The sequence below is a fragment of the Phenylobacterium sp. genome (genome assembly GCF_030654915.1).
In the GTDB taxonomy this organism is placed as follows: domain Bacteria; phylum Pseudomonadota; class Alphaproteobacteria; order Caulobacterales; family Caulobacteraceae; genus Phenylobacterium.
Genome location: NZ_JAURWM010000388.1, coordinates 1 through 26,522 on the forward strand (window position 1 = coordinate 1; position 26,522 = coordinate 26,522).

Consider the following 26,522-nt stretch of genomic DNA (forward strand, 5'->3'; position numbering starts at 1 on the left):
CCTGCGACGTCGATGTGCGCCGAACGCCCAGCCTTCTCGAAGGGCCAGCGATAGATCGCACCGTTGGGAAGCCGAACGCGGAGACAGACGTGGTGTGCGAGGTCCTCGGGCGTCTCGGGCGTCCCATGCGCTTTCAGATAGTCCGGCGCGCCGACCACGACGTTACGTCGCGCCATTCCCAGAGGCAGGGCGATCATGTCGATCGGCACGAGGTCGGCGCTGCGGACGCCGAAGTCGAAACCGCCTGCGACGATGTCGACCAGTCGACCCTCTGTGACGATGTCGATTTGAACCTGGGGATGGGCGCGCAAGAAAGGCAGGACGAGCCAGGAGAAGATCTCGCGCGCCGCCGTTGGAAAGGCGTTGATGCGCAAGTTGCCCGAAGGCGTGGCCTGCTGTGAGCGGGCAATGTTCATCGCCTCATGAATTTCGCCGACGGCCGGCGCCACCTTGGTGATGAACAGCTCGCCCGCCTCGGTCAGCGAAACGCTGCGCGTCGTCCGATTGAAGAGCCTTACGCCAAGCTGGCGCTCAAGCTTTCCCACGGCGTTGCTGAGCGCAGTCGTCGACATTCCCAGCTCCAGCGCCGCCGCGCGAAATTTCCCCCGCCGCGCGACCATCAGGACCGCGTCCAATTCAGTAATTCCAGCCGACATTGTCCCGAATCCCGTGATGTAACATCCTCAAGTGTCCTGATTATCGCGTGGCCCGTCCATCGCTACCTTGACTGGTGACGCAGCTGACAGCTGCACGCAGCAAGCAGGACAAACCATGTCGCTAGACCTTCCACCTCCCATCGCCGCCTATGTGGCCGCCAACGCCCGCCTCGACGTCGAGGCCATGCTTCAGACCTTCGCGCCGGACGCTATCTTCCGTGACAACGGCGCCGTCTTTCAGGGGCGCTCGGAAATCCGAGGGCTGCTGGAAAAGGAAGTGGTTCCCGTGAGGGCGATCTTCACGCCCGACTCCCTTCGGCGCCAAGGCGGCGAGGTAGTCGTCGAAGGCCCCGCCCATGGCGACTTTCCGGGCAGCCCGATCCGTTTCACCTATCGCTTCACCCTTGAAAGCGACGCGATCAAGACGCTGGAGGTCACGGCATGACGAGCAAGGCTGATCCGACCGAGTTTGCCGGCAAGCGCGTGCTCATCAGCGGCGGCACCAAGGGTCTTGGCCGCGCCACCGTCGACCGGTTCCTGGCCGGCGGCGCCCGCGTGATCACCTCCGCCCGCGGCGCCCTGGAGCCCATCGGCGGCGTCGAGTTCGTCCAGGCGGACCTGACGACGGCCGAGGGCGGGGAAGCCCTGGCGAAGGCGGCGATCGACCGCCTAGGCGGAGTTGATATTCTGGCTCACGTCCTCGGCGGCTCGACGACGCCAGGTGGCGGCTTCGCAATGCTGACGGACGATTACTGGCTATCCGAGCTGAACCTCAACCTTCTCGCCACGGTTCGCCTTGACCGCCTCCTGATCCCGCAGATGATCGAGCGGGGCGCTGGCGCGGTGGTGCATGTCACGTCCATCCAGTCGGTCCTGCCTCTCCCGGATGCGACCACGGCCTACGCCGCCGCCAAGGCTGCGCTCCGAACATACAGCAAGTCGATCTCCAAGGAGCTGGGTCCGAAAGGCGTGCGGGTCAACGCCGTCTCCCCCGGCTGGATCATGACCGAGGGGACGGATGTGTTCCTGAAGCGTCTGCAGGACGCCAACGGCGGCATGCTGGAGGACGCGCGTCAGCTCGTCCTGAAAGGCCTCGGCGGAATTTCAATCGGTCGCGGCGCCGAACCCCTCGAAGTCGCCGAAGCCATCGCCTTCTTAGCCTCGGACCGGGCTTCCTCAATCCATGGCGCCGAGCTGGTCGTTGACGGTGGGACCGTCCCGACAGTGTGATCGTAGGCAGTCCACGCCATGCCGGAGTTCGGTTGAACGTGGACAAGCGCCTGACCCCGCCGCGCCGAGCTTCACGCCTACTTTCGCTAAGAACGCGACTGTCCGGTCCCACCCTCCCCTGACATTTGGCGGGTCCGCTATGGGCGGTCCCGCCAAATCGTTCAGAGCTCCACCTGCTCTGAGATCGACAATGCGCCCTCTGCTTCGATCCCAAGGTAGCGCACCGTACTCTCCAAATTCCGATGCCCCAGGAGCAGCTGACAGGCGTCGGCCGGTCTTCTGCTGAATGACGGTAGAACGAGCCCGCAAGACTCCACCTGGCGCCACGTCGCTGACCCTCAGACGTACGAGATCGCAAGCTCGCAGCTTGGAATCGAGCGCGCAGTTGAACAGCGCCAAGTCGCGGCGACGCCGCGAGGTCTTCAGCTCCCGTCGGATAGCCCAGACGTGTTTCGGCTTGAGGGGCGCCTTTGGGCCGATCAGCCTGCCAGCGTTCCAAGGTCTGTTTGGAGTTCGAAAGAGATCAGGTTGGCTCATGGCCACCTCCTCTTGAGACAGCCCCACCATCCAAACGGCTGGAATTGGGTCAGTTGGGCGCCCCAAGGAGACCAAGGCTGCCGAGCGGCAAGCAGATCGCCGCGGTAGGCGTGGTCCTCACGCAGCGCTGAGGCGCGAGCCTGCGGCCTAGGCCGTTGGTTAGACACAGATTTGTTGCTTAGGATCGCGCCGTTTTGCTGCGAGATACTCGAGCAACGGGCTCGCTGGCGGCGGCCACGCTGGTCTTCCCTGCCGCCAAGCTTCCTTCAATACCCTTCAGCGCTCACACAGACAATACTTCTGTAAAGTATTCGGGATGAACATCTATCGCCATATAATTGTACTATTTGGGTAAATTTAATCAGTTCGTCATTCACGATATGTATTTCGGATAATCCACATCTAAACTAAATAATAAACCTACGCCGATCGATGCAAAATAATTCTCAAAATGAATTCGTAGAACGATTTCTAAAGTATTTTGAACCTATCAAATATTTCAATCCCAGATTTTGCGAGCGTGACGATGACTGTATTCTCCGTGTATTCCGCAAGCGCTTCTGGCATTGGGACCTTGGGCCAAGCGCTCAACGACTCCTTCAATGACGCCAATGGCGACGCCGACACCATCGGCTTGGACCCTAGCGTCGTCACAAGCATATCCGATTTGGGCGGAGCCACGCTCAGGAGCGCCGTCACCCTCGACGCTAGCACGGCCCAGTCCATCTCGGCCGACATCGCCGGAAGCGGCAGCCTTGCAAAGGCTGGGCAGGGAACCCTGACGCTATCCGGGGACAATACCTATGCCGGGACGACCACGGTGGCCGCGGGCGTGCTGCAGGTCTCTTCCGACGGCAATCTCGGCGCCGGGACCGTGACGATAGCCAGCGGCGCGACACTGCTCTTCGAGATCAGCGGCGGCGTCACGTTCGATAACACCCTAGCCGGAACCGGCACGCTGGAAGTCCTGGGGGCCTTTTCCCAATTGAGCCTGACGGGCGCGAACGGCAGCTCGCAGGTGGCGATCTACGCCAACTACGGCGCCAATATCGAGGCGGGCGACCAAGCGGATCTAGGTCACGGCGCGATCACGCTGCACGGCGGCTCCCTGAGCGTCACGAGCGGCTCCTTCGACAACAGCCTTACCGTGATCGACAACGGCGGGTTCAGCGCGATCATCTATGTTCAGGGCGACGTCGAGTTGGCCGGCGACATCATAGGTTCTGGCCTGCTGGCCGTTCGCGGGTCCGGAGCCCGGATCCTCAGCGGCGACAACTCCGCTTTCACCGGCCTCCTTCAGCTGCAGGACGGCGTCACGATCCTCGCCAATAACACCGCTGTAGGCGCTGGTACGCAGGCGGCCTCCATGTCGGACGCCACCTTGCGCCTGACCGACGGCATCGCCCTGACGCGAGCCATCGAGATCGATAGTCGCGGCGGAGCGATCGAGCTCCTCTCAGGGCAGGCCTCTTCGAGCGGCGCCATAGATATTCAGAGCTCGGCCACTATCACAGTGGATACCGGCGCGAGCTTGACGCTGAGCGGTGCTTTAAGCGGCGCCGGCATGCCTTCAATGTTCAGCTCCGGCGACCCTGTGGTGGACAAAACGGGCGCCGGCACACTGACGCTTTCGGGGATTTCGACCTACACCGTAGACACGCACGTCCTGGCGGGAACCCTGGTCGTCAATGGAACCATCGTCTCGGCGGTCAGCGTGGACAGCGGCGCCACTCTGGGCGGAACGGGAACGATCAACGCCGACGTGAGCGTCAATGGCACGCTGGCGGCGGGCCAATCGCCGGGGGTGCTGCACACGGGAAACCTCCTGCTGAATGGCGGCGCGACCTTCGCGGTTGAGATGGGCGGAACCGTCGTGGGCAACTATGACCAGATCGACGTCGCCGGGACCGTGACGGTGGGTGGAGCGCTCAGCCTCAGCCTAGTTAACAGCTTCAGTCCCACAAGCTCCGCCAGCTTCATCATCATCGACAATGATGGGACGACGGATCTGGTGACGGGAACCTTCACCAGCCTGGCGGAGGGCGCTACCGTCTCGGCGGGCGGCGTCAACTTTAAGATCAGCTATGTTGGCGGGGACGGCAATGACGTCGCGTTGACCTTTACAGGAACCCCAACGCCGCCGACACCCGAACCCGAACAGCCCGTCAACCTGCCGACCGACGCATCCGACGTTCTGACGACACCGGCCTGGGGCGGAATCGTCGCCGCCGGGCTGGGCGACGACAGAGTGACCGGAGACATCGGCGCCGACGACCTTCAAGGTAATCAGGGCAATGACACCCTGCATGCCGGCGGTGGCGCGGACACGGTGAGGGGCGGCCAGGGCGAGGATTTCGTCCACGGCAATCAAGGTGAGGACAAGCTGTTCGGTGACCTCGGCGGCGACACCCTTAGCGGGGGCAAAGGCCAGGATTGGCTGCAAGGCAACCAAGGCGACGATCTACTGCTCGGCGACCTGGGCGACGACACCATCCTTGGCGGCCAAGGCCATGATGTGATTCATGGAGGCGACGGGATCGACTACTTGTCGGGCGACCTAGGCAGTGACGTCCTGACCGGCGGCGCGGGCGCCGACATCTTCAACTTCTCGGGTGGGGCCGGTCATGACGTGATCACCGACTTCTCCCGCTCCCAAGGCGATCTAATACGCCTGTCGGCCGCCGACGCCGCCGACTTCGCCGCACTGGTGAACAAGATCAGCGCTCAGGGCGTCGACACCGTTATCACCCTGGGCGCGGAGGTCATCGTCATGACTGGAGTCGCCTCCAGCAGCCTGACGGCCTCAGACTTTGTATTCGTCTAGTTTCGAGGAAGCGACACCGGTCCAGGCGGCGGGGCGGCAGAAGGTCTCGCTCGTCCCGATTGCGCCATTTCCGGACATCGAGGAAGAGGCGAGAAGCGGACTCCCATCAAGGTCTGCTTGCTGCCGCCTCAAGGTCGACCGGAACCGACCCTTAGCGGACCTTCCGATTGTCCCGAGGTAGGATCTCCCTCGAACTCTCGGCTATGCGGCCAAGCGGGAAACCTCGGCCGCAGAGCCAAGCACCACACCGACGCGCTGGTGCAGGCTAGTCGGCTCGACATCCAAAAGCGGTCGCTGGCCGTCGCTGGCCGCCCCGCCCGCGCGCTCAACCAACAGCGCCATCGGGGCGCCCTCGTACAGAAGGCGCAGCTTTCCTGGCCGCGAGGGTTCGCGTGCGTCCCATGGATAGAGGAAGACGCCACCTCGCATCAGGATGCGGTGGACGTCTGCCACCATGGAACCCACCCAGCGCATATTGAAGTCCTTGCCCCGGGAGCCATCGCGCCCCTGCAGGCACTCGGCGATGTATTGTCGGACCGGCTCCGCCCAATGCCGCTGGTTCGACATGTTGATCGCGAACTCGCGCGTCTCGGTTGGCACGCGCAGGCGCTCGTGGGTAAGCCTCCATACGCCTTCCGCATCGAGCGTGAACGCCGCCACCTCGGCCGAGACCGTGATCACTAGAACCGTCTGCGGCCCATACACCGCGTAGCCAGCGGCGAGCTGATGACGCCCGGAGCGAAGGAAACTCTCCGTCGTCGGCGTCCCGTTGTCGGGCGCAGGGAGGATCGAGAATATGGTGCCGATCGACACGTTCACGTCGATGTTGCTGGACCCGTCCAGGGGATCGAACAGCACCAGCACGCCGCCGGATCGGCCGGTGAGTTCGACGTGCTCGCGTTCTTCGGACGCGTAGCCCGCGACGGACGCGCACCGTTCGAGAACTTGGCCCAGGATGTCGTCGGCGAGCACGTCCAGCTTCTTTTGCTCCTCGTCTTGGACGTTGGTCGCGCCGGCCGCGCCCAGATGATCGCCTACTGCGCCAAGCTGCACGGCCCTACTGATCTCCACACATGCCCGTCCAATGTGGAGTAGCGCTTCAGCGGTCGCCGGACTGCCCGGATGGGTGGCGAGGTAGGTTTCCAGTGTCGGGAGATCGGTCATTTGGCTGTTATACCGACCATGGTGCCGGAGACCACATTCCGCTTTCCACCCCGCACAGCCGTTCGGCGCGTCCGCTTCGGGGCGACCTGCCCGATGAGCCGCGAAGTGTCGGCTGGGCGCCAAGTCCTGACATCGGCTGCACGCCAACTTCCTAACTTCGAGCGCATCGGCAGCGCCGCTTCTTTCCAACGTTCTACAGCCCGGGGTTTGCGCGAAACTCCACCGCAACCCAAATCAAGATCAACTCAGGTCAGCCCTGCGCCCCCAAGGCACTGACAAATGAAAACGATCCGACTTGCCAGTCGCGGTCGCAACCGCTCCACTGCTCGCATGACAGTTGACAGTATTCGCGAACGCTCCAAACGCACGCTTGATCGTGCTCGTTCAAACTACGAGACGTCCCCGTCGTTGCCCAACACAGTTTGGTACGGACGGGTGCTGGCTTTCCGCTATGGGATAGACGACGCCATCGCTGTGTTCAGCGAGGGACTTCAGCGATATCCCGACTCCTTCGAGCTTCTTCGCCAGCGCGGACATCGCTTCCTGTCAGCTCGGCGGTTCGTCGAGGGGCGGGCTGACTTAGCGCGCGCTGCGGAACTCATCGAGGGACTACCGGAGTGGATCGAGCCGGACGGCGAGGGCAACGAGCTTCCAGTTCCCGCCACCAGCATCCAGTTCAACACCTTGTATCATCTGGCCCTGGCGCACTATCTCCTCAGAGAGTGGGACGCCGCCGAAGCCACGTATCGGCGGTGCCTTGGATGGGTGCGCCCCCAAGACTACGACGGGCTGACCGCCTGCAACGACTGGCTTTACATGACCCTCCGCCGCAAAGGCGATGTGGCTGCGGCAGCCGATGTGCTCACCGGCATCCCCGAAAACCTGCCGGACGAGGCGTTCGTGGAAGGCCCCTCCTATTACCGCCGCCTGCGCATGTATCGCGGCGAGCTTGAGCCTGAGGACCTGCTTAACCCGGAAAAGGGCTCTCAAGAAATCCATGATCGGGAAACTCTCTACGCGACCCAGGGGTACGGCGTAGGCAATTGGTATCTCTACAACCGCGAGACAGGCGCGGCTCAGGCGGTCTTTGAACAGATCCTCCATGGTCGCAGTCGCTTTGCATTCGGCTACATCGCGGCGGAGCGCGACCTGCGCGAAATAGCTGGCGCCTAGGAAGCGCGGGCGCGGTCAGGTCCACCACCGGCATGCCCGCCGCCTGCTCGCGCGGGATCCCGATGATCTGCTCTTCCGTGAACCTTGATCGTCACGGAGCAGTCGCTGGACGGCGGTCATTCCGCTTCGTCAAAGCCCTGCCTGGAGGGCCTCATAACCTTCTCGAACTGAAAAGCATCCCCGTCGCCGGGCAGATCGTCCTGTCCTCCCGGTTGGTTCGGGTCAGGGTGGTGCTTGTTGAAGAACTCGATGATCTTGAAGCCGCATTTGTTGACATAGAAATGGATGTTGCGCCTCTCGAAGTATGGCGTGTGCGTCTGCCACGTTATCGTCTCGGGAAATCGCTTCTCGATGGCGAGCCAAGCCTTGAGGCCGAGACCACGACCATGCTCACCGACCTTCAGGAAAAATAGATCAAGTGAGTTGTGATGGGTCTTGGCGTTGATCGTAACGACCGCCCCGCCCACCTTCTTGCCATCGCAGAGAATACGCAGCGTCACGGCGCCAGGTGCGTTGACTGCTCCATCCAAGACCTCGTCTGGCGGAATCGGCCCATCGTCCAGGCCGCCAAATTCGTCGACAACCGCCAGAGCGAAAGCTTCCTGTAGCTCCTTTTTGAAGGCCGCGATGTCGTTTGGGTGAGTGTCTTCGAGAGTTATCAATGCGTTTGTCATGCGGGGTTTCTTTCCCATCCTGAGGGAGATTTCGAGGGGGGGGCGGGTGCACGCATCGGGCGGAGGGTGATTGATCGGCGCGCCGCGATCGAACATCAGCTTTGATCGTTGATCGCAGCCTCGCGCAGTCCTCCACCAAGGGCTCTGAACAAGACGATGGCGCTCGCGTAGCGAGACTGCCTGAGCGTGACCAACGACTGGCGCGCCGCGTACAATTGCCGTTGCGCATCGAGCAGCTCAAGTCGGCTGTCGACGCCGGCCCTGAAGCGCTGGTCCGATAGGCTCAGACGTCGCTCCGCCGCCTCGACCGCAGCCGACTGACTAGCCACCTGACGCTCATAAGTCTCCCGTTGAGCCAGCCCGTCGGCGACTTCACGGAACGCCACCTGGATTGAGCGCTCATAGTTCGCCACAGCACTGTCGCCGCGGATCCGCGCTAGATCGAGCGAACCTTTCAAGCGTCCACCTTGGAAAATCGGCAGCGTGATTTGCGGCGTGTATGACCAGACGCCGCTCGTGGACTTGAGCAGTTGATTGAGTTCAGGGTGACCAAAGCCAAGCGCGCCCGTCAGAGTTAGCCGTGGGAAAAACGCCGCCCGCGCCGCTTCGATGTCCGCGTTCGCCCCACTGAGGCGGTGCTCGGCCTGTCGGATGTCCGGGCGTGCCTCAAGCAGGTCCGATGGCAATCCTACCGGAAGTATGGTGACGACGGGCGCCGCATCCAGCGGCAGTCCGGCCGGAAGATCGGCTGGAATCGGGCGACCGATCGCGAGGGTCAGCGCATTGGTGCTGGTGCTGAGCGTGCGCTGGGCCGCGGCCAAGTCGGCCTCCGCCGTGCGGACCTGCCCTAGCGCTTGAGCGACATCCAAGGCGCTGCCGCGACCCGCAGCCTTCAGCTGCTCGGCCATCGCAAGCGAACGGCGCCAGTCATCCAGCGTCGCTTCTGTCAGCGAAAGATTCTCCTGAGCAGCGCGCTGAGCGATGTAGGCGTCAGCCACCGTCGAGATCAGCGCGATGCGCGCGGCATCACGGCCCGCACCCGCCGCAAGATAGGCGGCGGATGCGCTTTCCGACTCGGCGCGTAGCCTGCCAAAGAGGTCGATCTCGAACGCGGTCAGATTCAGGCCAATTTGGGTTTGACCCAAGGTCCGAGCTTGTTGGCCTTCCTCGCTCCCGCCAATGCGACCAGCGGACTGCCCAGCGTCACGGTTCTTCGTGGCCTGAGCCTGAGCCTCAATCTGCGGCCAAAACACCGCGCGCTGCACACGGAGTTGCGCGCGGGCCGCCTCCGCATCCAGCACGGCGATACGTAGGTCGCGACTGTCGCTGAGTGCGATCTGGACCAGCGCCTGGAGACGCGGATCGATCAGTACGTCACGCCAGTCCAGCGCCGCTGCCGAGGTCCCATCAAACGTTGGCGACGCTAGCGGGAAGCTTGAGGCGACAATCCCGCTTTGCGCGGCTTTCGGCGCGGTCTGGCAAGCCGTGAGGAGCAGGGCGAGCGCCGAGATGCTCACGGTGATGATCCGGGGGTTCATGATGGCGGATCTCCCTTGGAAACATTTGCTAGCACCGGAGCTGAGCGGCCGATCCGCTGGCCAAGATGGTCGATGGCGGTGAGGGTGAAGACGAAGAAGACAGGGACGAAGAAGACGGCCAGCACGGTGGCGGTGATCATGCCGCCGAAGACGCCGGTCCCGATCGCTTGCTGCGTCGCGGCGCTTGCGCCGCTCGCGACCATGAGCGGCACGACGCCCAGGGTGAACGCCAGCGAGGTCATGATGATCGGCCGCAGTCTTCGGCGGCAGGCTTCGATGGTGGCCTCGATCAGGCCCTTGCCCTCTTCGAGCCGCAGCTTGCGGGCGAACTCCACGATGAGGATCGCATTCTTCGCGGACAGGCCGATGATCGTGATCAGGCCTACCTTGAAGAAAACGTCGTTGGGCATGCCGCGCAAGGTCACCGCCAACACCGCGCCGATGACACCGAGGGGTACGACCATCATCACCGATAGCGGGATGGACCAACTCTCATAGAGCGCCGCCAGCACGAGGAAGACGACGAGCATGGAGAAGGCGAGCAGCATGGGCGCCTGGTTGCCGCTCTGCTGCTCCTGCAACGAGGCCCCGGTCCAGGCGACGTTGAAGCCCTGCGGCAGCTGAGCGACCAAGCGCTCCATCTCCGCCATGGCCTGACCGCTTGAGACGCCCGCCGCCGGGCCGCCCGAAATGCTGGCTGCTGGGAAGCCATTATAGCGGACCAGTTGCATCGGCATGGTGCGCCATTGCGGCTGGACCACCTCGGCCAACGGCACCATGCCCCCTGCGCGGTTGCGGACGTAAAGGGCGAGCACGTCACTAACCTGCATGCGGGCCTTGGCGTCCGCCTGAACGATGACCTGTTGCATGCGGCCGTTGTTGGGGAAGTCATTGACGTAGCTGGAACCGAGCGCAGCGCTGATTGTGTTGTTGATCGCGTCGAACGACACGCCTAGCGCCTCCGCCTTGGCGCGGTCGATCCTTAGATCAACCGACGCACCCTCGGGCAGGCCGTCCGGATAGACACCGGCGAGCTTGGGGCTCTGGGCCGCCAGGGTCAGCAGCTTGTTGGTCGCTGTATTCAGCTCTTGGATGCTCTGGCCGCGCACCGCCTGAAGGCGCAGCTCGAAGCCCGCCGAGCTGCCAAGGGAGTCGATGGCCGGCGGCAGCAACGTCATCACCGTGCCGTCGCGGACGCTGGCCATGGCCTCAGCCGCAGCCGCCGCTTCGCCTTGAGACGTCGCGCCATTGCGCTTGTCCCAGTCCACGAGGTTGGTGAAGATCATCGCCGCATTTGGACCGGAGCCGCCGAACCCGAAACCCATCACGCTGGTGATGCCTTCGATGCCAGGACGCTTGCTCATCTCCCTCTCGTACTGAAGCGTAACGTGACGTGTCCGCTCCGCCGTCGCATCGGACGGCAGGGTGATCGACGTCATGAGCTGACCCTGATCCTCGTCCGGCAGGAAGGCAGACGGCAGCCGGATGAACGTGAACACAGTGAAGCCAAGGATGACGAGGAAGATCGCCATCACCGTGCCGGTCCGGCCAAGCAGCCGGGTAACGCAGCCCGTGTAACCGTAGGTTAGGCGATCAAAGCGACGGTTGAACCAGCCGAAGAAGCCCTTCTTATCCTGATGATGACCCGCGGTGATCGGCTTGAGCAGCATCGCGCACAGCGCCGGCGTCAGCGACAGCGCCAGAAACGCCGAGAACAGGATCGAGACGGCCATCGACAGAGTGAACTGTCGATAGATCACGCCGACCGTCCCGGCGGAGAACGCCATTGGGATGAAGACAGCGGCGAGTACGAGGGTGATGCCGATCACCGGGCTGGTGATCTCATTCATCGCCTTGATCGTGGCGTCCTTGGGCGAAAGGCCCTCACTCGCCATGATCCGCTCGACGTTCTCGACCACGACAATGGCGTCGTCGACGATGATGCCGATCGCCAGCACCATGCCGAACATGGTCAGGACGTTGATGGAGAAGCCGGTCAAGGTCATGATCGCCAGCGTCCCAAGTAGCGCGATCGGTGCAACGATGGCCGGGATCAGCGTGTAGCGGATGTTCTGCAGGAAGAGGAACATCACGAGGAACACGAGCACCATCGCCTCGATCAAGGTGTGCACCACCTTCTCAATGGAGACCTTCACGAACGGCGCATTGTTGAAAGGCACCGAGTAGCTCATGCCCGGCGGCATCGCCTTCTTCAGTTGCTCCATCCGGGCGATGACGCCATCGGAGACCGCCACCGAGTTCGCGCCGGGGCTCAGCTGGATCGCGGCCACCGCCGACGGCTTGCCGTTGTAATAGCTGGCGAACGCGTAGCTCTGCTGGCCAAGTTCGACGCGCGCGACATCGCCCAGGGTCAGCCGAGAACCATCGGGATTGGCGCGCAGGGTGATCGCGCGGAACTGGTCAGACGTTTCAAGTTGGCCCGAAGCGGTCAGCGGCACCGTCACCATCTGACCTACGGTTGTTGGCGCCTCGCCGACCTTGCCCGGCGAGATCGCCATGTTCTGCGCCGCGATCGCCGCCGTCAGATCGTCGATGGCGATGTTGTAAGCCGCCATCTTCTGCGGATCGATCCAGATACGCATCGCCCGTTCGGAGGCGAAGTTCTGTACCTTGCCGACACCAGGTACGCGCTTCAGTTCTTCGACGAGATTGCGACTGAGATAGTCGCCGAGCTCCTGCTCGTCGAAGGGGCCGTCAGAGTTGAGCGCGACCATCAGGAGGAAGTTCGACGATGCAGCGTCGACCATCAGTCCGTTCTGACGAACGACCTGCGGCAAACCCGCCTCGACGTTCTTCAGGCGGTTCTGTACGTCCACTTGCGCCAATTCGGGGTCGGTCCCCGGCTTGAAGGTGGCGGTGATCGAGGCCGAGCCCGAGGTATCGCTCGAACTTTCGAAGTAGAGCAGGTTCTTGACGCTCGACAGCTCGCGCTCGATCGGCGCGATCACGCTGTCGGACAAGGTCTGGGGCGTTGCGCCCGGGAAGGTCGCGCTAATGCTGACGCTGGGCGGAGCCACCGTTGGGAAGCGTTCGACCGGCAGTCGCGGCAGCGCCAGAAGACCGCCGATGATGATGAAGATCGACAGCACCCAGGCAAAGACCGGGCGCTCGATGAAGAAGCGAGCCATGGGACGATACCTCTGAAGTCAGCGATCGGTGATCGGCGGGGTCTTCCAGACGACGAGCTTGACCGGTGCGCCTGGAGCCATCTTGTCGCGGCCCTCGACCACGACACGCTCGCCGGCCTTGATGCCGGACAGCACGACGTAGCTGTTATCGACAACGTCACCGACCTGAACCGAGCGCGTTTCAGAGCTTCCGTCGCCGCGAATAACGACGAGCTGCGCTTGCTCACCCTGACGGAACACAGCCTGCTGCGGCACCTGTGGTAGGCTCGTCGCCGGACCGCGCGGCAGCCGCGCACGCACGAACATGCCCGGCAGCAAGCGGCCGGAGCGATTGTCGACCAGCACACGCGCCACGGCTTCGCCTGTGCTGGGATCGACCTGCAGGTCTGAGAAAAGCAGCCGCCCCCGTAGGTTCATCGGCGCGCCGTCCGCATCGAGGATTTCAACCGGCGCTTGGCTCTCACCGGCCGCGCGCAGCGCCAGAAGGCGCGCCACCGGCTGGCGTACGTCGATGTAGACCTGATCGATTTGATTGACCGTCGCCAACGGAGTGGTGTCGCCTGTGCCGACGAGCGCGCCCTCCGTGACCGACGCCGCGCCGATCCTCCCGGCGATCGGAGAGGTGATGGTGGCGAACGCAACGTCTAAGCGGCGACGCGCGGCTGTAGCCCGGCTGGCCGCGACATCGGCCTCGGCCTGCGCCAGATCCGCGGCGGCGTCGTCATAGACCTGCTGGCTCACCGCCTCGGTGGCCAGCAGCCCCCTCAAGCGGTCGACCTGAATCTCGGCGCGGGCGCGAACGGCCTGCGCGCGCTGAACCGCAGCGTCGGCGCTGTCGAGATCGGCTTGGAACGGTGAGGCGTTGATCTGGAAGAGCGGCTGGCCGGCGCGGACCTGACCGCCCTCGGTGAAAAGGCGACGCTGAACGATTCCGGCGACCTGCGGACGGATTTGCGCGGATCGGAACGCCACCACGCGCCCGGGAAGGTCGTCGGACAGCTGCAACGGAGAGGCCTTGACATAGGTGACCGAGACCACGGCCTCGGCGACGGGCGCCTCAGCCTTCTTACCGCAGCCCGCCAAGGCGACGGCCGCTAACGCCAACCCGACGGCCGGCGCCCAACCTAGATACCGTGCCATCATCGTCCTCCGACCCCATTGCGCTGGTGAGCGATGGCGTCTCGCATCCCTCGCTTGCCAGTCGGTGGGGGTTTGGTGGAGGCTTGGTGGAGATGACGGCCAGGGCTTCTAAAGCCACGCGAGCCGTGAGACGTCCTTGGCCAGGAGGCCACGATGAGCGCACTAGTCTTGATTGCGGAGGACGAGCCGAAGATCGCCCAGGTCCTCGATCTCTATCTCGTTCGAGAAGGGTTTCGAACCGTCGCAGCACATGATGGTCAAACTGCGCTCGACCTGCACCAGGCGCTCAAGCCAGACTTGATTTTGCTCGATGTGGGCCTGCCCAAGAAGAGCGGCTGGGAAGTGCTCGGCGAAGTGCGTCGCCGGGGGCCCACGCCGGTGATCATCATCACCGCGCTCGATCAGGACATCGACAAAGTGCAGGCCCTGCGCACCGGCGCGGACGACTACGTCGTCAAACCCTTCAACCCCGTGGAAGTCGTCGCCCGGGCGCATGCGCTGCTCCGCCGCAGCCACGGCGCGCCTACGCCGAACGTGCTCCGTGTCGGCCCCCTTGAAATTGATCTGGAGGGGCACCGTGTCCGAGCGCTGGTCGAGGGCGCATGGCGCACGCTTGACCTGACTCTCACCGAGTATCGGCTGCTGACACACCTGGCTCGGCCACCCGGCCGCGTCGCCTCGCGCAGCACGCTCGTGGATGCCTGTCTTATGGGACAGGACGTGCTTGAGAAGACCGTCGATAGCCATATGAGCAAGCTTCGAAACAAGCTGCGCGATGTCGGATGTGAGGCGCTGATCACCGGGGTGCGAAGCGTCGGCTATCGGATGGAGTCGCAGGTTTGAAGCGGCATGGCCTGAGCGGCAAGATCGGCCTCTACATGGCTGGCGTATCCATCGTCGGCGGGCTGCTGTCGACGATCGGCGCCTATTACGCCTACGCGTCTGTGGTCACCTTTTACCCATCATGGGCGCCAACGGAAGACCCCTGGGTTTGGACCTCTGTCGACTTCGCAATCCTGGGTGGAATACTGTTCGCCGGTCTCGTTGTGTCCAGCTCGGTCTCGGCCCTGCTGGCGCGCCGCTTGCTGGCGCCGCTCTCCGCGCTGGCTGACACTGCGCGCCAAATCACGAGAGGCGATCTTTCCGCGCGCGCATCGACGTCACGAATCGTTGTCGCGGAGACCGACCAACTGATCGATGACTTCAATGCGATGGCTGCCCGTATCGAGGCGAGCGCGAAGGAGCTAACCCTCTGGAATGCGTCGATCGCGCATGAACTGCGTACGCCGGTGACGATCCTGATCGGGCAGCTCAGCGCCGCGTCCGATGGCCTTCTCAAACTCGAACCGCCGTTGCTCGCCAGTCTCCTAGAGACCGCGGAGGGGCTCGCGCGCCTGATCGAAGACTTACGCGTCGTCAGCCTCGCCGACAGCCGGCAACTCGTTCTTCGGCAGGAAGATTGCGACCTCGCCGACGTGCTGGAAAGGCTGCGTCCACTCGTTGAACCTGCCTTGATCCAGGCGGGGTTCACCGCGCGTTGGCGCCTTCAATCAGCGGAGGTTCGCTGCGATCCCGCCCGTTTGCGCCAGGCGGCGCTGGCTCTGATCGACAACGCCAAAAAACATGCCACTCCAGGTCCTCTCGACATCATCACGGAGCGTGTCGGGTCGTCCGTCATCCTTCAGGTCAAAGATATCGGTCCGGGTCTGACGCCGGACCTCGCGTCGAAGATCTTCGATCCATTCTACCGCGCGGGGCCAGGACGCGAAGGCAGCGGCCTCGGCCTCGCCGTCGTTCGCACCATCGCCGAAGCCCATGGCGGCGGCGCGTCCTGCCGTATCGCGCCCGATGGCGGCGCTGAGTTCTCAATTACCCTTCATGCCAAATCTCACTAGCCAGCAACCGCGCGAGCGATCCACCCGTGGAGCGAAAGAATAGTAGTGGCCGGCCGCGCATTCAGCCGCCCGGAGCCCGGCTAACCTGGCGGGCAAGGGCTCTGCGGCGGGACATGCCGTTGAAACGGCATCAAGGTTCTACATGCAGACGTTCTGGATGTCTGACGTGGGTCGGCCGCTTCTTCATCAGCTAAAGTCTCGATCGAAGTCGTTGGCCCGCTGTTCCGCGTGAGCCCTGTTGGCGCCGTTTAGAAGCCGAATTTCCCCACTCGGAAGCAGCACGACCTCGACGATGTTCATTCCCGCCGCCTGATCGATGTTCGCACCCGCTACGTCGTCGGGTTTCTGATTACGTTGGAGCAAAACGGCTCGATCCTGGTCGACGCCGCGGATCTCTAGGCAGCAAAAAGGCCCGCCCCCGGTGAAGGGAGCGGGCCAATTCGTGGATGTCGAATCCCGGCTAGGCCGCGGTGAAAGCGGTCCGGCGGCGCGAGGTGCGAACTATCGAGCCGACGGCGCCAAAGCCGATGATCATCATCGCCCAGGTGGCCGGCTCGGGAACAGCGGCCCCGATCTCGAACGTCAAGTTGTCGATGCCAAAGTCGCCGCCGTTTCGGATGAACTCAATCGAGCGGATCCCAAAGCCCGAAAGGACATGCGGTCCCGTGATGGAGGATCCCGAAAAATCGCTCAGCGTCGCAATCAGATTGTGCGCGGCGTCATATGCATTGGCGGTCACGCTGGAGGAGCTGACATTGATAAAGCTAACTTGCGACTGCAACTGATCAAACGTCACACTCATCGACGAGCCGGTTAGCGAACCCGCAAAGGCGCCATAGTTCGGCGCTGGGCAACCGCCTCCGCAGCTCCGGAACGCTCCTCCGTTGAAGGTGACTCCCGCATAGCTCGTGGCGATGTCCGACGAGATTGGAAATCCTTCGAAATCCAGCGTGACCGTCGCCGCATGCGCGGCGTTGGCTGAAAGGAAGGCAGCACCGACCGCGCCGGCAATAGTATTGAGCTTCATGTTTCCCCCGCCGCGTGAGCGGCTCCACCTCTCCTGTCCCAAGTTGACACAGGAGCCTGACGCCTAGATCGCTTTGCAATCAATGGTCCACCCAATTCGCGCCTAAGATGAACAACGCTCTCTCGCGGTCCTTCTAACTATCAGGCGGCGGGCAGCGCCCAGAAGAGCGCCGCCCAACTCCAACCTAAGACTGTCGCAGGCGCGACACGCTCATATGAGCGTGTCGCTGCCATCACCCGGAGCAGGCGAAAGGACAGGTTTCGAATCCCAGGATTCTTTCCCGATCACACGCAAGGCGTTTCGCGCGACGGCTCGCGATAGGTCTCGCAGACGACCTCTGACCAAATTTTCCGGTCGGCGTTGCTTCCCCTTGAGCTGCTAACCTGACAACGCTGTCGCGAAATGACCGAGCACCACCAGCCTGTATGTGTCGCCGCCCTTTACCGGTTCTCGCCGTTCAGCGACTGCGAGCGGCTGCGCGATGGACTGGCGGTCGTCTGCGCCGACCACGGGATCAAAGGCACGCTGCTGCTGGCCCCGGAGGGGATCAACGGCACCATCGCGGGAACGCCAGACGGGATCGATGCGGCGCTGGCCTATATCCGCACCCTGCCCGGCTGCGAGCACCTATCGGTAAAGATCTCCCGCGCCGCGGTCATGCCATTCTACAGAATGAAGGTCCGCATCAAGCGCGAGATCGTCACCATGGGGCAGCCGCACATCGATCCCCTGGAAGCCGGACACTATTTATCGGCCGACGACTGGAACACCCTGATCAGCGATCCGGACACGCTCGTCATCGATACGCGAAATGATTACGAAGTCAGGATCGGCACCTTCGCAGGCGCCGTGAACCCAGGCACGCGTAGTTTTCGGGAGTTTCCAGACTGGTTCCGCGCTAACCGCGAGGCCCTGCTGGGTCAGCGGGCGTCGCCGAAAATCGCCATGTTCTGCACCGGTGGAATCCGCTGCGAGAAGGCGACCGCCTTCCTGAAGTCGGAAGGGTTGGACGCCGTCTATCACCTCGACGGCGGCATCTTGAAATACCTGGAGACGGCGAGCGAACCGACCAGCCTTTGGCAGGGCGAGTGCTTCGTCTTTGACCAGCGCGTTGCGCTCGGCCCTGGTCTTGCGCCGGGAAGCCATGTGCTGTGCCGCGCCTGCCGCATGCCTGTAACGCCGGAGGAGCGCGCCTCGCCGCTCTTTGAAGACGGCGTCAGCTGCCCCGCCTGCCATGGTGAGCGGGACGCGCAACAACGGACGGGTTACGCGGAGCGTCAGCGCCAGGTCGCTCTGGCCGCTTCACGCGGGCTCGACCACTTCGCCAGCGGGCCGCCGGCCAAGCCAGATCGCGAACTTCCGTCTGGCGCCAGCGGCGGAAGTGAAGCTCGGCGCCAAAGCGGACTCGGTTGGTCGACGCAGAGATGTGGTCGGGGATTACGACGGGCCTAGCGGTCGATAGCGACGGCATCTCAGAACGGCGCCACGAGCGCCGTGCGGAAAAACCAGCCGTCCGGGCCGCTGTCGCTGCGCTCGATCACATGCTGGTAGGTGAAGATCAGGCTCGTCCTCGACACGAACGGCAAGGCTGCGCTTAGTCCGGCCGACCAACCGTGCATGCCGTTGTCATCTGACCGTCCATCCGTCGAGGTTTCGCCGCCGAGGCGGTACAGCATGTCGGCCGACACCCAGACACGACGACTGAGATTGTGCGTCAGATGAGCCTCAACGCTGAACAGGGCGTTCTTGCCGCTGCGCTGGGCGCCGAACGGGTCGTTGTTGGTCCCGTAAAACGTAAGGGTTGGCAGAACTTCCAGGCTGGTCAGCGAAGGGTCGCGATACGACTTTCCCGCCGCGAACACGGTTGGCAGACCCAGCTGATAGGCCACGCGGTTCGAGCCGAGATTCACCGGCTTGCCGGCGCTATAGACGCCCGTTGGAAGATAGACGCGACCCAGTAGACCCATCCCGAAGCCTGGCTTGAACGCGGCGAAGTCCTCCGGCGACAAGGCCGGAGCCCCTATCAGCCCGATTGTCCCGCCAAGCTGCATGTCGCCAAAGCCGGTGCTCTTGGGCGCCTCGGTCGAGCGAACTTCGCCCATCGGCAAAATGAGAAACGGCGTCACAGGGCGGCTGGCCATCTCAAACGTCCGGGCGTAGCGGAAAACCAGAAGGTCGGTGTCGATGTCCGAGCCGGGGTCGATCGACCCCGGCTCTGGTTTCTCATTACCCCTTTTGTTGACGAGGAACGCCGTGAGGTTCTGGGCCCCCACCGGCGCGAGTTGGTAGACGCGGGGACCATCATCCTGCGCCGAGGCGGGGCCAGAGAGGCTGAGCAGGGCCAGCGCCGCCAAGCGCCTCATGGCCCAATCTCAGGCATAGTCGGGAGCGCCCCACGTCGAAACGCCGGGATCGCGATCCACAGCGCGCGCCGCAACGACCGCCGCTCCACCCAGCACACCGGCATAGGTGGGGAAGCTGAGGGGGACCCGCGCCAGTTGGTCCACGGTCACTCCACCGGCCATCGAGGTGACCTGCGCGCCCATGGCGCTAGATCCGATGACCCGCATCGAGGCGGGGAGCGACCAGGCGTCGCTGTCAACCCGAAACACGGAATCGGCGCCTTTCGGCTCACGCCGCCGGTGCACAGGATGAATTTGTCGACCCGGATGCGTCGTCCAGATGTGGTCTCCATCGCGGGCCGCCATGCCGCCGAACGCTCCGCTTGCCAGCAGTGTCGTTCGCGCGCCGAGCTCGGCGGCCCGAATTGACGCCGTGGCCCCGGCCGGGCCAGCGCCGATGACCGCCACGTCGGTCAAGCTGCACCTCCTGGTTCGCCCGGCAGGTCGGCGAGCCAGCGCAGGGCCTTGAGCCCGGGCATGAACCCGTACTCGCCTCCGCGCATGGTCACGAAGCTCGGCAGGCCCTTCATCCGCCTGGGGATTGGTCGGCGCGGGATCGAGTACGTCGCGGTTCCTTCGGCGGCGGCGACGGGATCCCTGGCGTCACCGAGGCCGAGAAACTCGCCGCCATTGACCCACTCGGACTGCACGAATTCGAACTGCCGCTTCAGATGAGAGCCGACGAAGGCGAACATCAGTCCTCGGTCGGCGCCGTCGTCCTCAAGGACGCCTTCCGGCAACAGCGGACCATAAGCCGTGCCCCGACGGATCATGCGGTGCAAGCGAACGACGCCGGCGACCTCCGCGTCCCGAGGGTTGCAGCGCCGGATATGGGAACCGGGCGGCGTGCGGTAGCCAGCCGCGTCGTCGCCGCGAAACATGAAGGTATTGTTGCGCGCGCCGTCTTGCCCCAACGCCGGGTCGTCATGCAGCGGACAAAGCGCCAACGGAGCGCCGCTGCGCCAACGCCCCATCATCTTGGCCGCCAGCAGGTCCTCCTCCTCGGGTCCATTCGCAGCGTCGCGCACATAGGTCCGGAACTGGGCCACCTTCTGATGCAGCTTGCGGAACGCGACATATGTGCCGTTGCGCCCCAGCAATTCGGGCGTCGGGGCGGGCGGCAAGCCGCCCATCTCGTCTGGATAGCCCAGCACCAGTTCGCCGGCCTTCAGGGGGCGTTCCAGCGGGTTGGAGCCGGGCACGCCGCTACCTTCGATGGCCGGATGGCTGATCCCGTCCTTGAAGCCGAATGGTTCCTTCTCATCCGGCGGCGCATAGCAATCTTGACGCCAGATCGGCGTCACCCCGGCCAGGTCGGCGAAGGCGTCGCGCGCGCGAACGAGCGCGGCTTCCAGCGCCTCTGAATCAGGGGCCACTCCCACCAGGATGACGTGAACGCCGGCGGTTCCAAACGGAGCTTCCCAATGTTCCGGCGCGCTTTCGCCGACGTCGCCCAGCGCGGCCGCCCGCGCCGCCATCCCCTGGCGAAACTCCCAGGCGAAGCTGTCCAAGGACGCCTGAGGGACACCCAGGGCCTTCAGACCCTCGAACGTGAGCGCAACGCTGACGAACGTATCGCGCCCCGGTCGGCCTGGCTCGGCCGCCGAGGTCACGATGTCGCTCAACCGCCGCAGCAACTCGCGCCCAGCGCGCGCCTCGTCAATTCGAAGCAGAATATAGGTCGCCGCATAGGGAGAGGGTCGCGGCCGCAGAACCCCGCTCTGGATATCGGCTAGGTCAAGCACCGGAACGTTCGGGTGATCAGCCATAGGCGCGCCTCACGACACCAGGTTCCTCCAGAACCGCTCCAGGCTCTCGTCAGCGCCGAAGAGGGTGCTGAAAACGGTGGAATCGCAAACCACCACGTCGCCGGCCCGGTCGCCCGCCGGGGGCGCCCAGACCAGGGTGTTGAACTCTGTCTCGCCGCTCAGCGTCATCGGGTGGGGCCGGGATAGATCGATGGCTTGCTTGGCCAAGACCCGCGCCGCGCCGTCGTCGCGCGTCAGGGCGTAGTGCGGCAAGTGCATGTGGAAGTTCAGGCTTTCGACGCCATCCAGAATACCCTTGGTGTCCAAGTCGCGGAACGCGTTGAGGGGTTTGATTTTGTCCCGGGTTCCTGCACGCACCGCCGGGCGCATGGCGTAGCGGTTCTCCACCGGGATACCGAGCGCATGCAGGATGGCCAGCGCATAGGCGCCGAACCGCTGCTGGCGGGGCACCAGCAGGTCGCCGTGGTGGGCGTACTCCATCGCCCTTTGCTCCATATCGTCCGTCGCGCCGACATCGTGATGAGGACCGATCACGAGACGCGTGCCCTCACGGCCGAGCCAGGCGCGAACCGCCTCGATTTCGGCGTCCGTCGGCATCTGGCCGGTCACGTTATGATCCAGGCCGAACACGAAAAGCGTGTCGGCGTCGTCCAGCACCCGACCGTCCAGCGGCTGGGCGAAGCCGGCCTGATCGACCCGCTGGAACACCGGTACGGCGTGGCCCGTGACCTCCCCCACCAGCTTTTGGAAAGGGACCCAGGCCCAGAAGAACAGCTCCAGAGCTCCTGCGACGCCCTGCTGAAACTGCAGCGGATCTGCGAAGCGCGGAACCTCGTAGGCCGGCCACAGCACCCGCCGCACCTCCGTCATCGTCGAGAAGCGGTTGTCCAGTTCGGTGATGTCGCGGTTGGCCTCGGCCGGATAGCTCCAGGCGATATAGACGCTCGCGCGCCGACGGCCGGGCGTCGGCGGCCGCGGCACATGGGTTTGATTGTAGGTGCGGGCGGGCTCGCTCATGGCTGGCCTACTGCAACTGATCGAGGGCGTCGGTCAGCGACGCCTTCAGCCTCAGGGCCTTCTTGATCTCGTCGGTCGGGACGTAGGGATACTCGGCGTATTCCATGAAGCTGGAAACCTGATGCGCCCGCACAAATTTGATGAACGAGGCGGGATTGGTTTTCCAGTCGGCGGGAAATCCCTCAAGATTTTCAAAGATCGTATCGACCCCGACCAACTTGAACAGTTCGACCGCATCGTCGGTGTACTTGTCGAAATCAGTGTCGAATATGCCCTGATACATGAAGTAGGTGTCGGTCCCGATCGGGAACAACAGCCAACGCAGATAGTGCAATTTCAAAGGCGCGAGCAGCGTTGGGTTGTCACGGATCGCCGCCTCGATCGTCGGCCCATACGCGCGGATCGTCGCCTCGCGGCCTGGTATGATCTTGGCCAGGATCGAGAAGCCGTAGTTGGCCGGGGTTTTTGGAAACAAGGGGCCATAGGGCCCGTCAATTTTCTCGAAGTATCCCTCCGGCGGAAGGGCCATCGCCGCTGGCGTCAGGAAGTCCTCGGAAGCAGTCATGACACCCTCGTCCGCACCGCGCGCCTGATCGGCTACATGGCCCTGACCTTACGGCGCGGCTTTGGGCTAGGCCCTCCAGCAAAACCCTCACCGGGTCAAACCAACCACCCGATATCGTCAGCCGCACCCTGCGGGCACATGCCCGCGTCCAGGGCCTTCAGGGTGGTGAAGCCGCGGCGCGACATCGGCCTTCGAAGAGCCCACTCTACGGAATCGCAACCCGCCGCCGGAGGGTTTCTCCCTATTGGTCTAGGGTGCGGCGACGCTAGCTTGCGATGAGCCATGGCCCCGTTCGGGCGCGCGCCAGTCGGCGAGGGCTCAAGACAAGCAAGGTCGAAAGAGCAAAACGATGGGGGACCGAGGCGGCCTGCTCGATCCGTTGTTCCACAACATGCCCCTGTGGCTGCTGGGGCTCGCCTGGTTCGGAGTTTGCTTGCTAGCGCGCGAAGCGGGCGTTCAGCTTTATCGCTGGCGCAAGGCGCGCAACCCGGCGATCGGAGAGAACAGCATCGCCGCACAGGCGCATATCGTCGCGGCGATCTTCGGCCTCCTGGCCTTCGTCATCGGCCTGACCTTCTCGATCGCCCTAGAGCGTTTCGACACCCGCCGGGGACTGGTGATCGAAGAGGCGAACGCGATCAGCACCGCCTACCTGCGTTCCAGCCTCCTCGACGATCCAAATCGCTCGCTCATGCAGAAGACGCTTCGGGACTATGCACAAACCCGCATCGCTCCTGAAGGAATATGGGATGAGCAGGCGGAAGCTCAGATGAAGCTCTCCCTGGCCCTGCGAACACAGCTCTGGGACCAGACTCGCACTGCGGTTTTCCCCGTCCGGGAAACGGACATGGCCTCCTACTTCCTTGAGACGATCAATGAAGTGCTCAATGTCGGCACACGTCGGCAAGTGGCCGCACGCGCGCATATTCCGACACGCATCATGGACGTGCTGTTCCTCTACATCGCGGTCGCGGCTTCGGTGTTGGGCTACATGCTGGGCGATCAACCCGGCGGCAACCGAGAGGCGACCGCGGTCCTGCTCTTTCTGTTCAGCATGATGATTATTACCATCGTCGATCTGGACCGTCCGCAGGCCGGGGCGCTGCAGGTGCCTCAGGTAGCGATGGAGGAGCTCGTGGCCACGCTACAGCGAGACGCACCGCCAGCCGCGGCGCGCCCGCCGCCCTAGTGGCCCCGCCCCCCGGGCATGAGGCCCACGTCGTTAGGCCTCCGCCCGCCCGACGCGCTTCCGCCAGAAGACATATGGCGCGGTCAGGGCGGCGTTGGTCAGCAAGAAGATCAGCACAGCGGCTGCGAGGTGCTTTTCCTCGGGGTAGTTGATATGCGCGATCGCCAGGGCGATGCCGGGATGGCGCGAGGCGGTGGCTATGGCCAGCACAGTGCGGTCGTCGGGCTCCGGGCCGCCCAGCAGATGCCCCACGATCAAGCCACAGACGACGAAGATCGCCATGGCGAGCAACGTGCCGTCACCTATCAGCTCAAACATGGCCCTCCATTGGGTGACCAGGATCAACGCCATCGCCGTCAGCAGCAGCCACCCGCCGATTTTCGAGAATAGGGGACGCAGTCGCGACGCCAGGCCCGGCGCCAGGCGCGCGATCAACGCCCCGGCCACCAGCGGAGCAAGGATGGACGTGGCGACGAGCCTGGCGACGAGGCCAGGGGGAGCACCAACTCGCATACCGAACGTCAGCTGGATCAGCTCCAATTCAAGTGGAATGGTGATGATGGCGACGAGCCCCATGGCGGCCAGCAGGCGGACGGCGTAGGCGGCGTCTCCACCTGCCTTGGTCTGCTTGCCCGGCAAGATCGGTGGCAGCGGGGCCAAGGCCAGCGCGACTAGCATCACGCCCACCGGCGATGGCAGATCGAACGCCAACACCAGCATCACCGCCACGAGCGGCATGACGACAATCATCGCCAGGAGTGATCGGGCAAGTCGCCCCGGACTGCGCAGCACACCGCTGAAGTCGCCAGGACGGACGCTCATGCCGATGGAGAAGACGATCGCGAAGATACTGATCTTGATCGCCAGGGCGAAGATTTCGGCCAGAGACATGAACATGTCCTCTCCGCATCAGGCACGCCCCGTGCGCGCGCCCTGCGCACATCGGCACGCGCTTTCTCATCGCGCCATCAGGTGGAGACCTCACCTCGCATATTTTAAGTCTGTTCAGCAGGTTAAGCGATATGAACGTGTGACGCTCGTCTCCATAGTCTAGGTCTGGACTATCCGGAATGGACCCGATTGCCGGGCGTCTAGGCAGAGAAGCCAATGGTCCGCGCGCGCTAAGCGCGTGAAGGGCGCGCCACATTGGATATTCTTGTCGCGACGAGCGCCGCATTGCTGGCGACAACGCAGGCCCCGCCGCCGGCCGACCCTGCGCCGCTGGAAATCGCCGCGCCTCCGGTGGAGCCCGACGCCTTTCGTCCACTCGATATCCTGTCGGTGCTGGACCTGGACTTCCGGCTGGGCGCGTGGACCTTTCACGGTTACCTGCAGTACGACGGAGCCGCCTATCATCAGGCCGCCGAGGGTCCACCCGAGACCGACTTTCGTCGCGGCGGCGTGCACCGAGGCGACCCGCTGCGAGCGCGGAACCTGAGCGACGGGTCCTATCTGCGACGGGCGCGGATAGGCTGGGAAGGCACACGGGGCCAGCACATCGCCTATCGCGCCATGTTCGAACTCGGCGGCGAAGACGACCCGACCGAGTCCCGCATCGCCGAGGTCTGGGCCAGCTACAACCGAGCGCCCTACACGATCCAGGCTGGAGCCTACGCCCCGCCGACCAATATGGAGGGCGCGACCAGTTCCGACAGCACCCTGTTTCTCGAACGGGCGACCGCCGCGGACTTGGCGCGTTCAGTCGGCGGCGGTGATGGCCGCATCGGAGTGACCGTCAAGCGCACGAATGCGACCTCCATGGCCGCGCTCAGTCTCACCGGCCCGCTCCTGGAAGATGCCGAGGACTACATGCCTCGCGCCGCTATCGTCGGCCGCTACACCCGCGCGATGGCATGGCGGAAGGACTACCTGCTGCACTTTGGGGTGAACGGAACCTACGTGCTCGTGCCCGGCCACAAGGCCCCCGAAGGACAGGTCAAAACCTTCCCCATCCGCTTCCTGAACACTCCTGAGATCGATGTCGACGACACGCCGCTGATCGACACCGGCGACATCGACGCCAGGCACACAACCGTCGTTGGCGCCGAATTCGCGGCCCAGCACAAGAACCTGTATTTGCAAGCCGAAGGCTTCTGGTTTGGCGTCCAGCGGCACGGGGCGGTGTCGGGGGACCCGAACTTCACCGGCTTCTATGTCCAGGGAAGCTGGATCCTCACGGGCGAGAGGCGCCGCTTCGACCGTTCGCGCCGAGCCTTCGCGTTTCCCAAACCCGACGCGCCGCTGGGCAAGGGCGGGCTCGGCGCCTGGGAGCTAGGCTTCCGGTACAGCGTCATGGACCTGAACTATCGCGCCGGCGTTCCAGGCGAGGTGGCCGACCCCGGCGGCGTTCGCGGCGGCCGGCAGGAAATCCTGGGCGCAGCCTTGCTGTGGTACCCCCGCCCACGGGTAAGGCTGATGCTGAACTATCTGCATGTGCGGGTCGATCGCTTGAACCCCGCCGGTCTGGCCGATCCGGATCCGTTCGGCCCGCCCCCTTCGACTCCGCCCATCGGTGTCCAGATAGGCCAGACCCTCGACATCATGGCCTTGCGGGTTCGCTACTCATTCTAGAG

At 63.9% G+C, this 26,522-nt stretch carries 21 protein-coding genes and 1 pseudogene; 9 read left to right on the forward strand and 13 right to left on the reverse strand.

Translation table 11 applies throughout. The features are described 5' to 3' along the window. Positions 1-656: LysR family transcriptional regulator (locus tag Q7T84_RS20165; protein WP_304812692.1), on the reverse strand; the 656-nt coding region annotated here is incomplete at its 3' end. 115 nt (positions 657-771) lie between these two features. Here Q7T84_RS20165 and Q7T84_RS20170 point away from each other — a divergent pair. From Q7T84_RS20170 to Q7T84_RS20180, 3 genes are all read left to right on the forward strand, one after another. Next, positions 772-1,101, forward strand: coding sequence for a nuclear transport factor 2 family protein (locus Q7T84_RS20170; RefSeq protein ID WP_304812695.1), 330 nt, complete (start codon positions 772-774; stop codon positions 1,099-1,101). Further along, the gene (locus Q7T84_RS20175) at positions 1,098-1,886 is read left to right on the forward strand and encodes an SDR family oxidoreductase (RefSeq protein ID WP_304812698.1); all 789 of its coding nucleotides are present in this window, start codon (positions 1,098-1,100) and stop codon (positions 1,884-1,886) included. Before Q7T84_RS20170 ends, Q7T84_RS20175 begins: the two co-directional genes overlap by 4 nt. Positions 1,887-2,997: 1,111 nt before the next feature. Then, positions 2,998-5,247: an S-layer family protein gene (locus Q7T84_RS20180; protein WP_304812701.1), complete on the forward strand. Its 2,250-nt coding sequence runs from the start codon at positions 2,998-3,000 to the stop codon at positions 5,245-5,247. A gap of 201 nt (positions 5,248-5,448) precedes the next feature. Here Q7T84_RS20180 and Q7T84_RS20185 read toward each other — a convergent pair whose 3' ends face one another. Continuing rightward, on the reverse strand, positions 5,449-6,411 hold the full coding sequence (locus tag Q7T84_RS20185) for a class 1 fructose-bisphosphatase (protein WP_304812704.1): 963 nt from the start codon (positions 6,409-6,411) through the stop codon (positions 5,449-5,451). Positions 6,412-6,690: 279 nt separating this feature from the next. Between Q7T84_RS20185 and Q7T84_RS20190 the strand changes: the two genes are divergently transcribed. Then, entirely contained in the window at positions 6,691-7,584 is an 894-nt protein-coding gene (locus Q7T84_RS20190; protein WP_304812707.1) for a lipopolysaccharide assembly protein LapB, read from the forward strand. A 116-nt stretch (positions 7,585-7,700) separates the two neighbouring features. Here Q7T84_RS20190 and Q7T84_RS20195 read toward each other — a convergent pair whose 3' ends face one another. From Q7T84_RS20195 to Q7T84_RS20210, 4 genes are read right to left on the reverse strand one after another with little or no spacing between them, the layout of a single operon-like run. Next, positions 7,701-8,354, reverse strand: a complete 654-nt coding sequence (locus Q7T84_RS20195; RefSeq protein ID WP_304812710.1) for an N-acetyltransferase — start codon at positions 8,352-8,354, stop codon at positions 7,701-7,703. Continuing rightward, entirely contained in the window at positions 8,354-9,796 is a 1,443-nt protein-coding gene (locus Q7T84_RS20200) for an efflux transporter outer membrane subunit (protein WP_304812711.1), read from the reverse strand. The genes Q7T84_RS20195 and Q7T84_RS20200 overlap by 1 nt, the downstream gene beginning before the upstream one ends. Next, positions 9,793-12,945 carry a multidrug efflux RND transporter permease subunit gene (locus Q7T84_RS20205; RefSeq protein ID WP_304812714.1) on the reverse strand — a complete coding sequence of 1,051 codons (3,153 nt, stop codon included), beginning with the start codon at positions 12,943-12,945 and terminating at the stop codon, positions 9,793-9,795. Before Q7T84_RS20205 ends, Q7T84_RS20200 begins: the two co-directional genes overlap by 4 nt. An 18-nt stretch (positions 12,946-12,963) precedes the next feature. Continuing rightward, positions 12,964-13,983 (reverse strand): efflux RND transporter periplasmic adaptor subunit, encoded by a 1,020-nt coding sequence (locus Q7T84_RS20210; RefSeq protein WP_304812717.1) that lies wholly within the window; start codon positions 13,981-13,983, stop codon positions 12,964-12,966. Between the two features lie 255 nt (positions 13,984-14,238). On the opposite strand from Q7T84_RS20210, the gene Q7T84_RS20215 reads away from it, so the two are divergent. After that, positions 14,239-14,928 carry a response regulator gene (locus Q7T84_RS20215; protein ID WP_304812720.1) on the forward strand — a complete coding sequence of 230 codons (690 nt, stop codon included), beginning with the start codon at positions 14,239-14,241 and terminating at the stop codon, positions 14,926-14,928. Then, a complete protein-coding gene (locus Q7T84_RS20220; protein ID WP_304812723.1) occupies positions 14,925-15,980 on the forward strand; it encodes an ATP-binding protein in 1,056 nt (351 codons plus the stop codon). Before Q7T84_RS20215 ends, Q7T84_RS20220 begins: the two co-directional genes overlap by 4 nt. 460 nt (positions 15,981-16,440) lie before the next feature. Here Q7T84_RS20220 and Q7T84_RS20225 read toward each other — a convergent pair whose 3' ends face one another. Continuing rightward, the gene (locus tag Q7T84_RS20225) at positions 16,441-17,007 is read right to left on the reverse strand and encodes a PEPxxWA-CTERM sorting domain-containing protein (protein WP_304812725.1); all 567 of its coding nucleotides are present in this window, start codon (positions 17,005-17,007) and stop codon (positions 16,441-16,443) included. A 402-nt stretch (positions 17,008-17,409) separates the two neighbouring features. Here Q7T84_RS20225 and Q7T84_RS20230 point away from each other — a divergent pair. Beyond that, a pseudogene (locus Q7T84_RS20230) lies at positions 17,410-18,357 on the forward strand (rhodanese-related sulfurtransferase); the annotation flags it as partial. Between the two features lie 122 nt (positions 18,358-18,479). Here Q7T84_RS20230 and Q7T84_RS20235 read toward each other — a convergent pair. Genes Q7T84_RS20235 through Q7T84_RS20255 form a run of 5 tightly spaced genes read right to left on the reverse strand, consistent with a single transcriptional unit; the run spans position 18,480 to position 22,760 of the window. After that, positions 18,480-19,370: a transporter gene (locus Q7T84_RS20235; RefSeq protein WP_304812728.1), complete on the reverse strand. Its 891-nt coding sequence runs from the start codon at positions 19,368-19,370 to the stop codon at positions 18,480-18,482. Positions 19,371-19,379: 9 nt separating this feature from the next. After that, positions 19,380-19,817: a hypothetical protein gene (locus tag Q7T84_RS20240; RefSeq protein ID WP_304812838.1), complete on the reverse strand. Its 438-nt coding sequence runs from the start codon at positions 19,815-19,817 to the stop codon at positions 19,380-19,382. A 5-nt stretch (positions 19,818-19,822) separates the two neighbouring features. Next, positions 19,823-21,178 carry a Dyp-type peroxidase gene (locus Q7T84_RS20245; RefSeq protein WP_304812734.1) on the reverse strand — a complete coding sequence of 452 codons (1,356 nt, stop codon included), beginning with the start codon at positions 21,176-21,178 and terminating at the stop codon, positions 19,823-19,825. 9 nt (positions 21,179-21,187) lie between these two features. Further along, complete coding sequence (locus Q7T84_RS20250; protein WP_304812737.1) at positions 21,188-22,195, reverse strand: hypothetical protein; 1,008 nt, start codon at positions 22,193-22,195, stop codon at positions 21,188-21,190. A gap of 7 nt (positions 22,196-22,202) precedes the next feature. After that, positions 22,203-22,760 (reverse strand): hypothetical protein, encoded by a 558-nt coding sequence (locus tag Q7T84_RS20255; protein ID WP_304812740.1) that lies wholly within the window; start codon positions 22,758-22,760, stop codon positions 22,203-22,205. A 349-nt stretch (positions 22,761-23,109) separates the two neighbouring features. Here Q7T84_RS20255 and Q7T84_RS20260 point away from each other — a divergent pair, with 349 nt between their 5' ends. Continuing rightward, complete coding sequence (locus Q7T84_RS20260) at positions 23,110-23,949, forward strand: hypothetical protein (RefSeq protein WP_304812743.1); 840 nt, start codon at positions 23,110-23,112, stop codon at positions 23,947-23,949. Between the two features lie 33 nt (positions 23,950-23,982). Here Q7T84_RS20260 and Q7T84_RS20265 read toward each other — a convergent pair whose 3' ends face one another. After that, positions 23,983-24,840, reverse strand: coding sequence for a bile acid:sodium symporter family protein (locus Q7T84_RS20265; protein ID WP_304812746.1), 858 nt, complete (start codon positions 24,838-24,840; stop codon positions 23,983-23,985). A 255-nt stretch (positions 24,841-25,095) separates the two neighbouring features. Between Q7T84_RS20265 and Q7T84_RS20270 the strand changes: the two genes are divergently transcribed. After that, a complete protein-coding gene (locus tag Q7T84_RS20270; RefSeq protein ID WP_304812748.1) occupies positions 25,096-26,520 on the forward strand; it encodes an OprO/OprP family phosphate-selective porin in 1,425 nt (474 codons plus the stop codon). Positions 26,521-26,522: the final 2 nt, after the last annotated feature.

Excerpts from the sequence above, each read along its gene's own strand:
- Q7T84_RS20175 (WP_304812698.1), top strand. The coding sequence starts at position 1,098 with ATGACGAGCAAGGCTGATCCGACCGAGTTTGCCGGCAAGCGCGTGCTC.
- Q7T84_RS20245 (WP_304812734.1), bottom strand. The coding sequence starts at position 21,178 with ATGGCTGATCACCCGAACGTTCCGGTGCTTGACCTAGCCGATATCCAG.
- Q7T84_RS20205 (WP_304812714.1), bottom strand. The coding sequence starts at position 12,945 with ATGGCTCGCTTCTTCATCGAGCGCCCGGTCTTTGCCTGGGTGCTGTCG.
- Q7T84_RS20265 (WP_304812746.1), bottom strand. The coding sequence starts at position 24,840 with ATGTCTCTGGCCGAAATCTTCGCCCTGGCGATCAAGATCAGTATCTTC.
- Q7T84_RS20170 (WP_304812695.1), top strand. The coding sequence starts at position 772 with ATGTCGCTAGACCTTCCACCTCCCATCGCCGCCTATGTGGCCGCCAAC.
- Q7T84_RS20260 (WP_304812743.1), top strand. The coding sequence starts at position 23,110 with ATGGGGGACCGAGGCGGCCTGCTCGATCCGTTGTTCCACAACATGCCC.
- Q7T84_RS20255 (WP_304812740.1), bottom strand. The coding sequence starts at position 22,760 with ATGACTGCTTCCGAGGACTTCCTGACGCCAGCGGCGATGGCCCTTCCG.
- Q7T84_RS20190 (WP_304812707.1), top strand. The coding sequence starts at position 6,691 with ATGAAAACGATCCGACTTGCCAGTCGCGGTCGCAACCGCTCCACTGCT.
- Q7T84_RS20235 (WP_304812728.1), bottom strand. The coding sequence starts at position 19,370 with ATGAGGCGCTTGGCGGCGCTGGCCCTGCTCAGCCTCTCTGGCCCCGCC.
- Q7T84_RS20250 (WP_304812737.1), bottom strand. The coding sequence starts at position 22,195 with ATGAGCGAGCCCGCCCGCACCTACAATCAAACCCATGTGCCGCGGCCG.
- Q7T84_RS20215 (WP_304812720.1), top strand. The coding sequence starts at position 14,239 with ATGAGCGCACTAGTCTTGATTGCGGAGGACGAGCCGAAGATCGCCCAG.
- Q7T84_RS20195 (WP_304812710.1), bottom strand. The coding sequence starts at position 8,354 with ATGTTCGATCGCGGCGCGCCGATCAATCACCCTCCGCCCGATGCGTGC.
- Q7T84_RS20225 (WP_304812725.1), bottom strand. The coding sequence starts at position 17,007 with ATGAAGCTCAATACTATTGCCGGCGCGGTCGGTGCTGCCTTCCTTTCA.
- Q7T84_RS20185 (WP_304812704.1), bottom strand. The coding sequence starts at position 6,411 with ATGACCGATCTCCCGACACTGGAAACCTACCTCGCCACCCATCCGGGC.
- Q7T84_RS20200 (WP_304812711.1), bottom strand. The coding sequence starts at position 9,796 with ATGAACCCCCGGATCATCACCGTGAGCATCTCGGCGCTCGCCCTGCTC.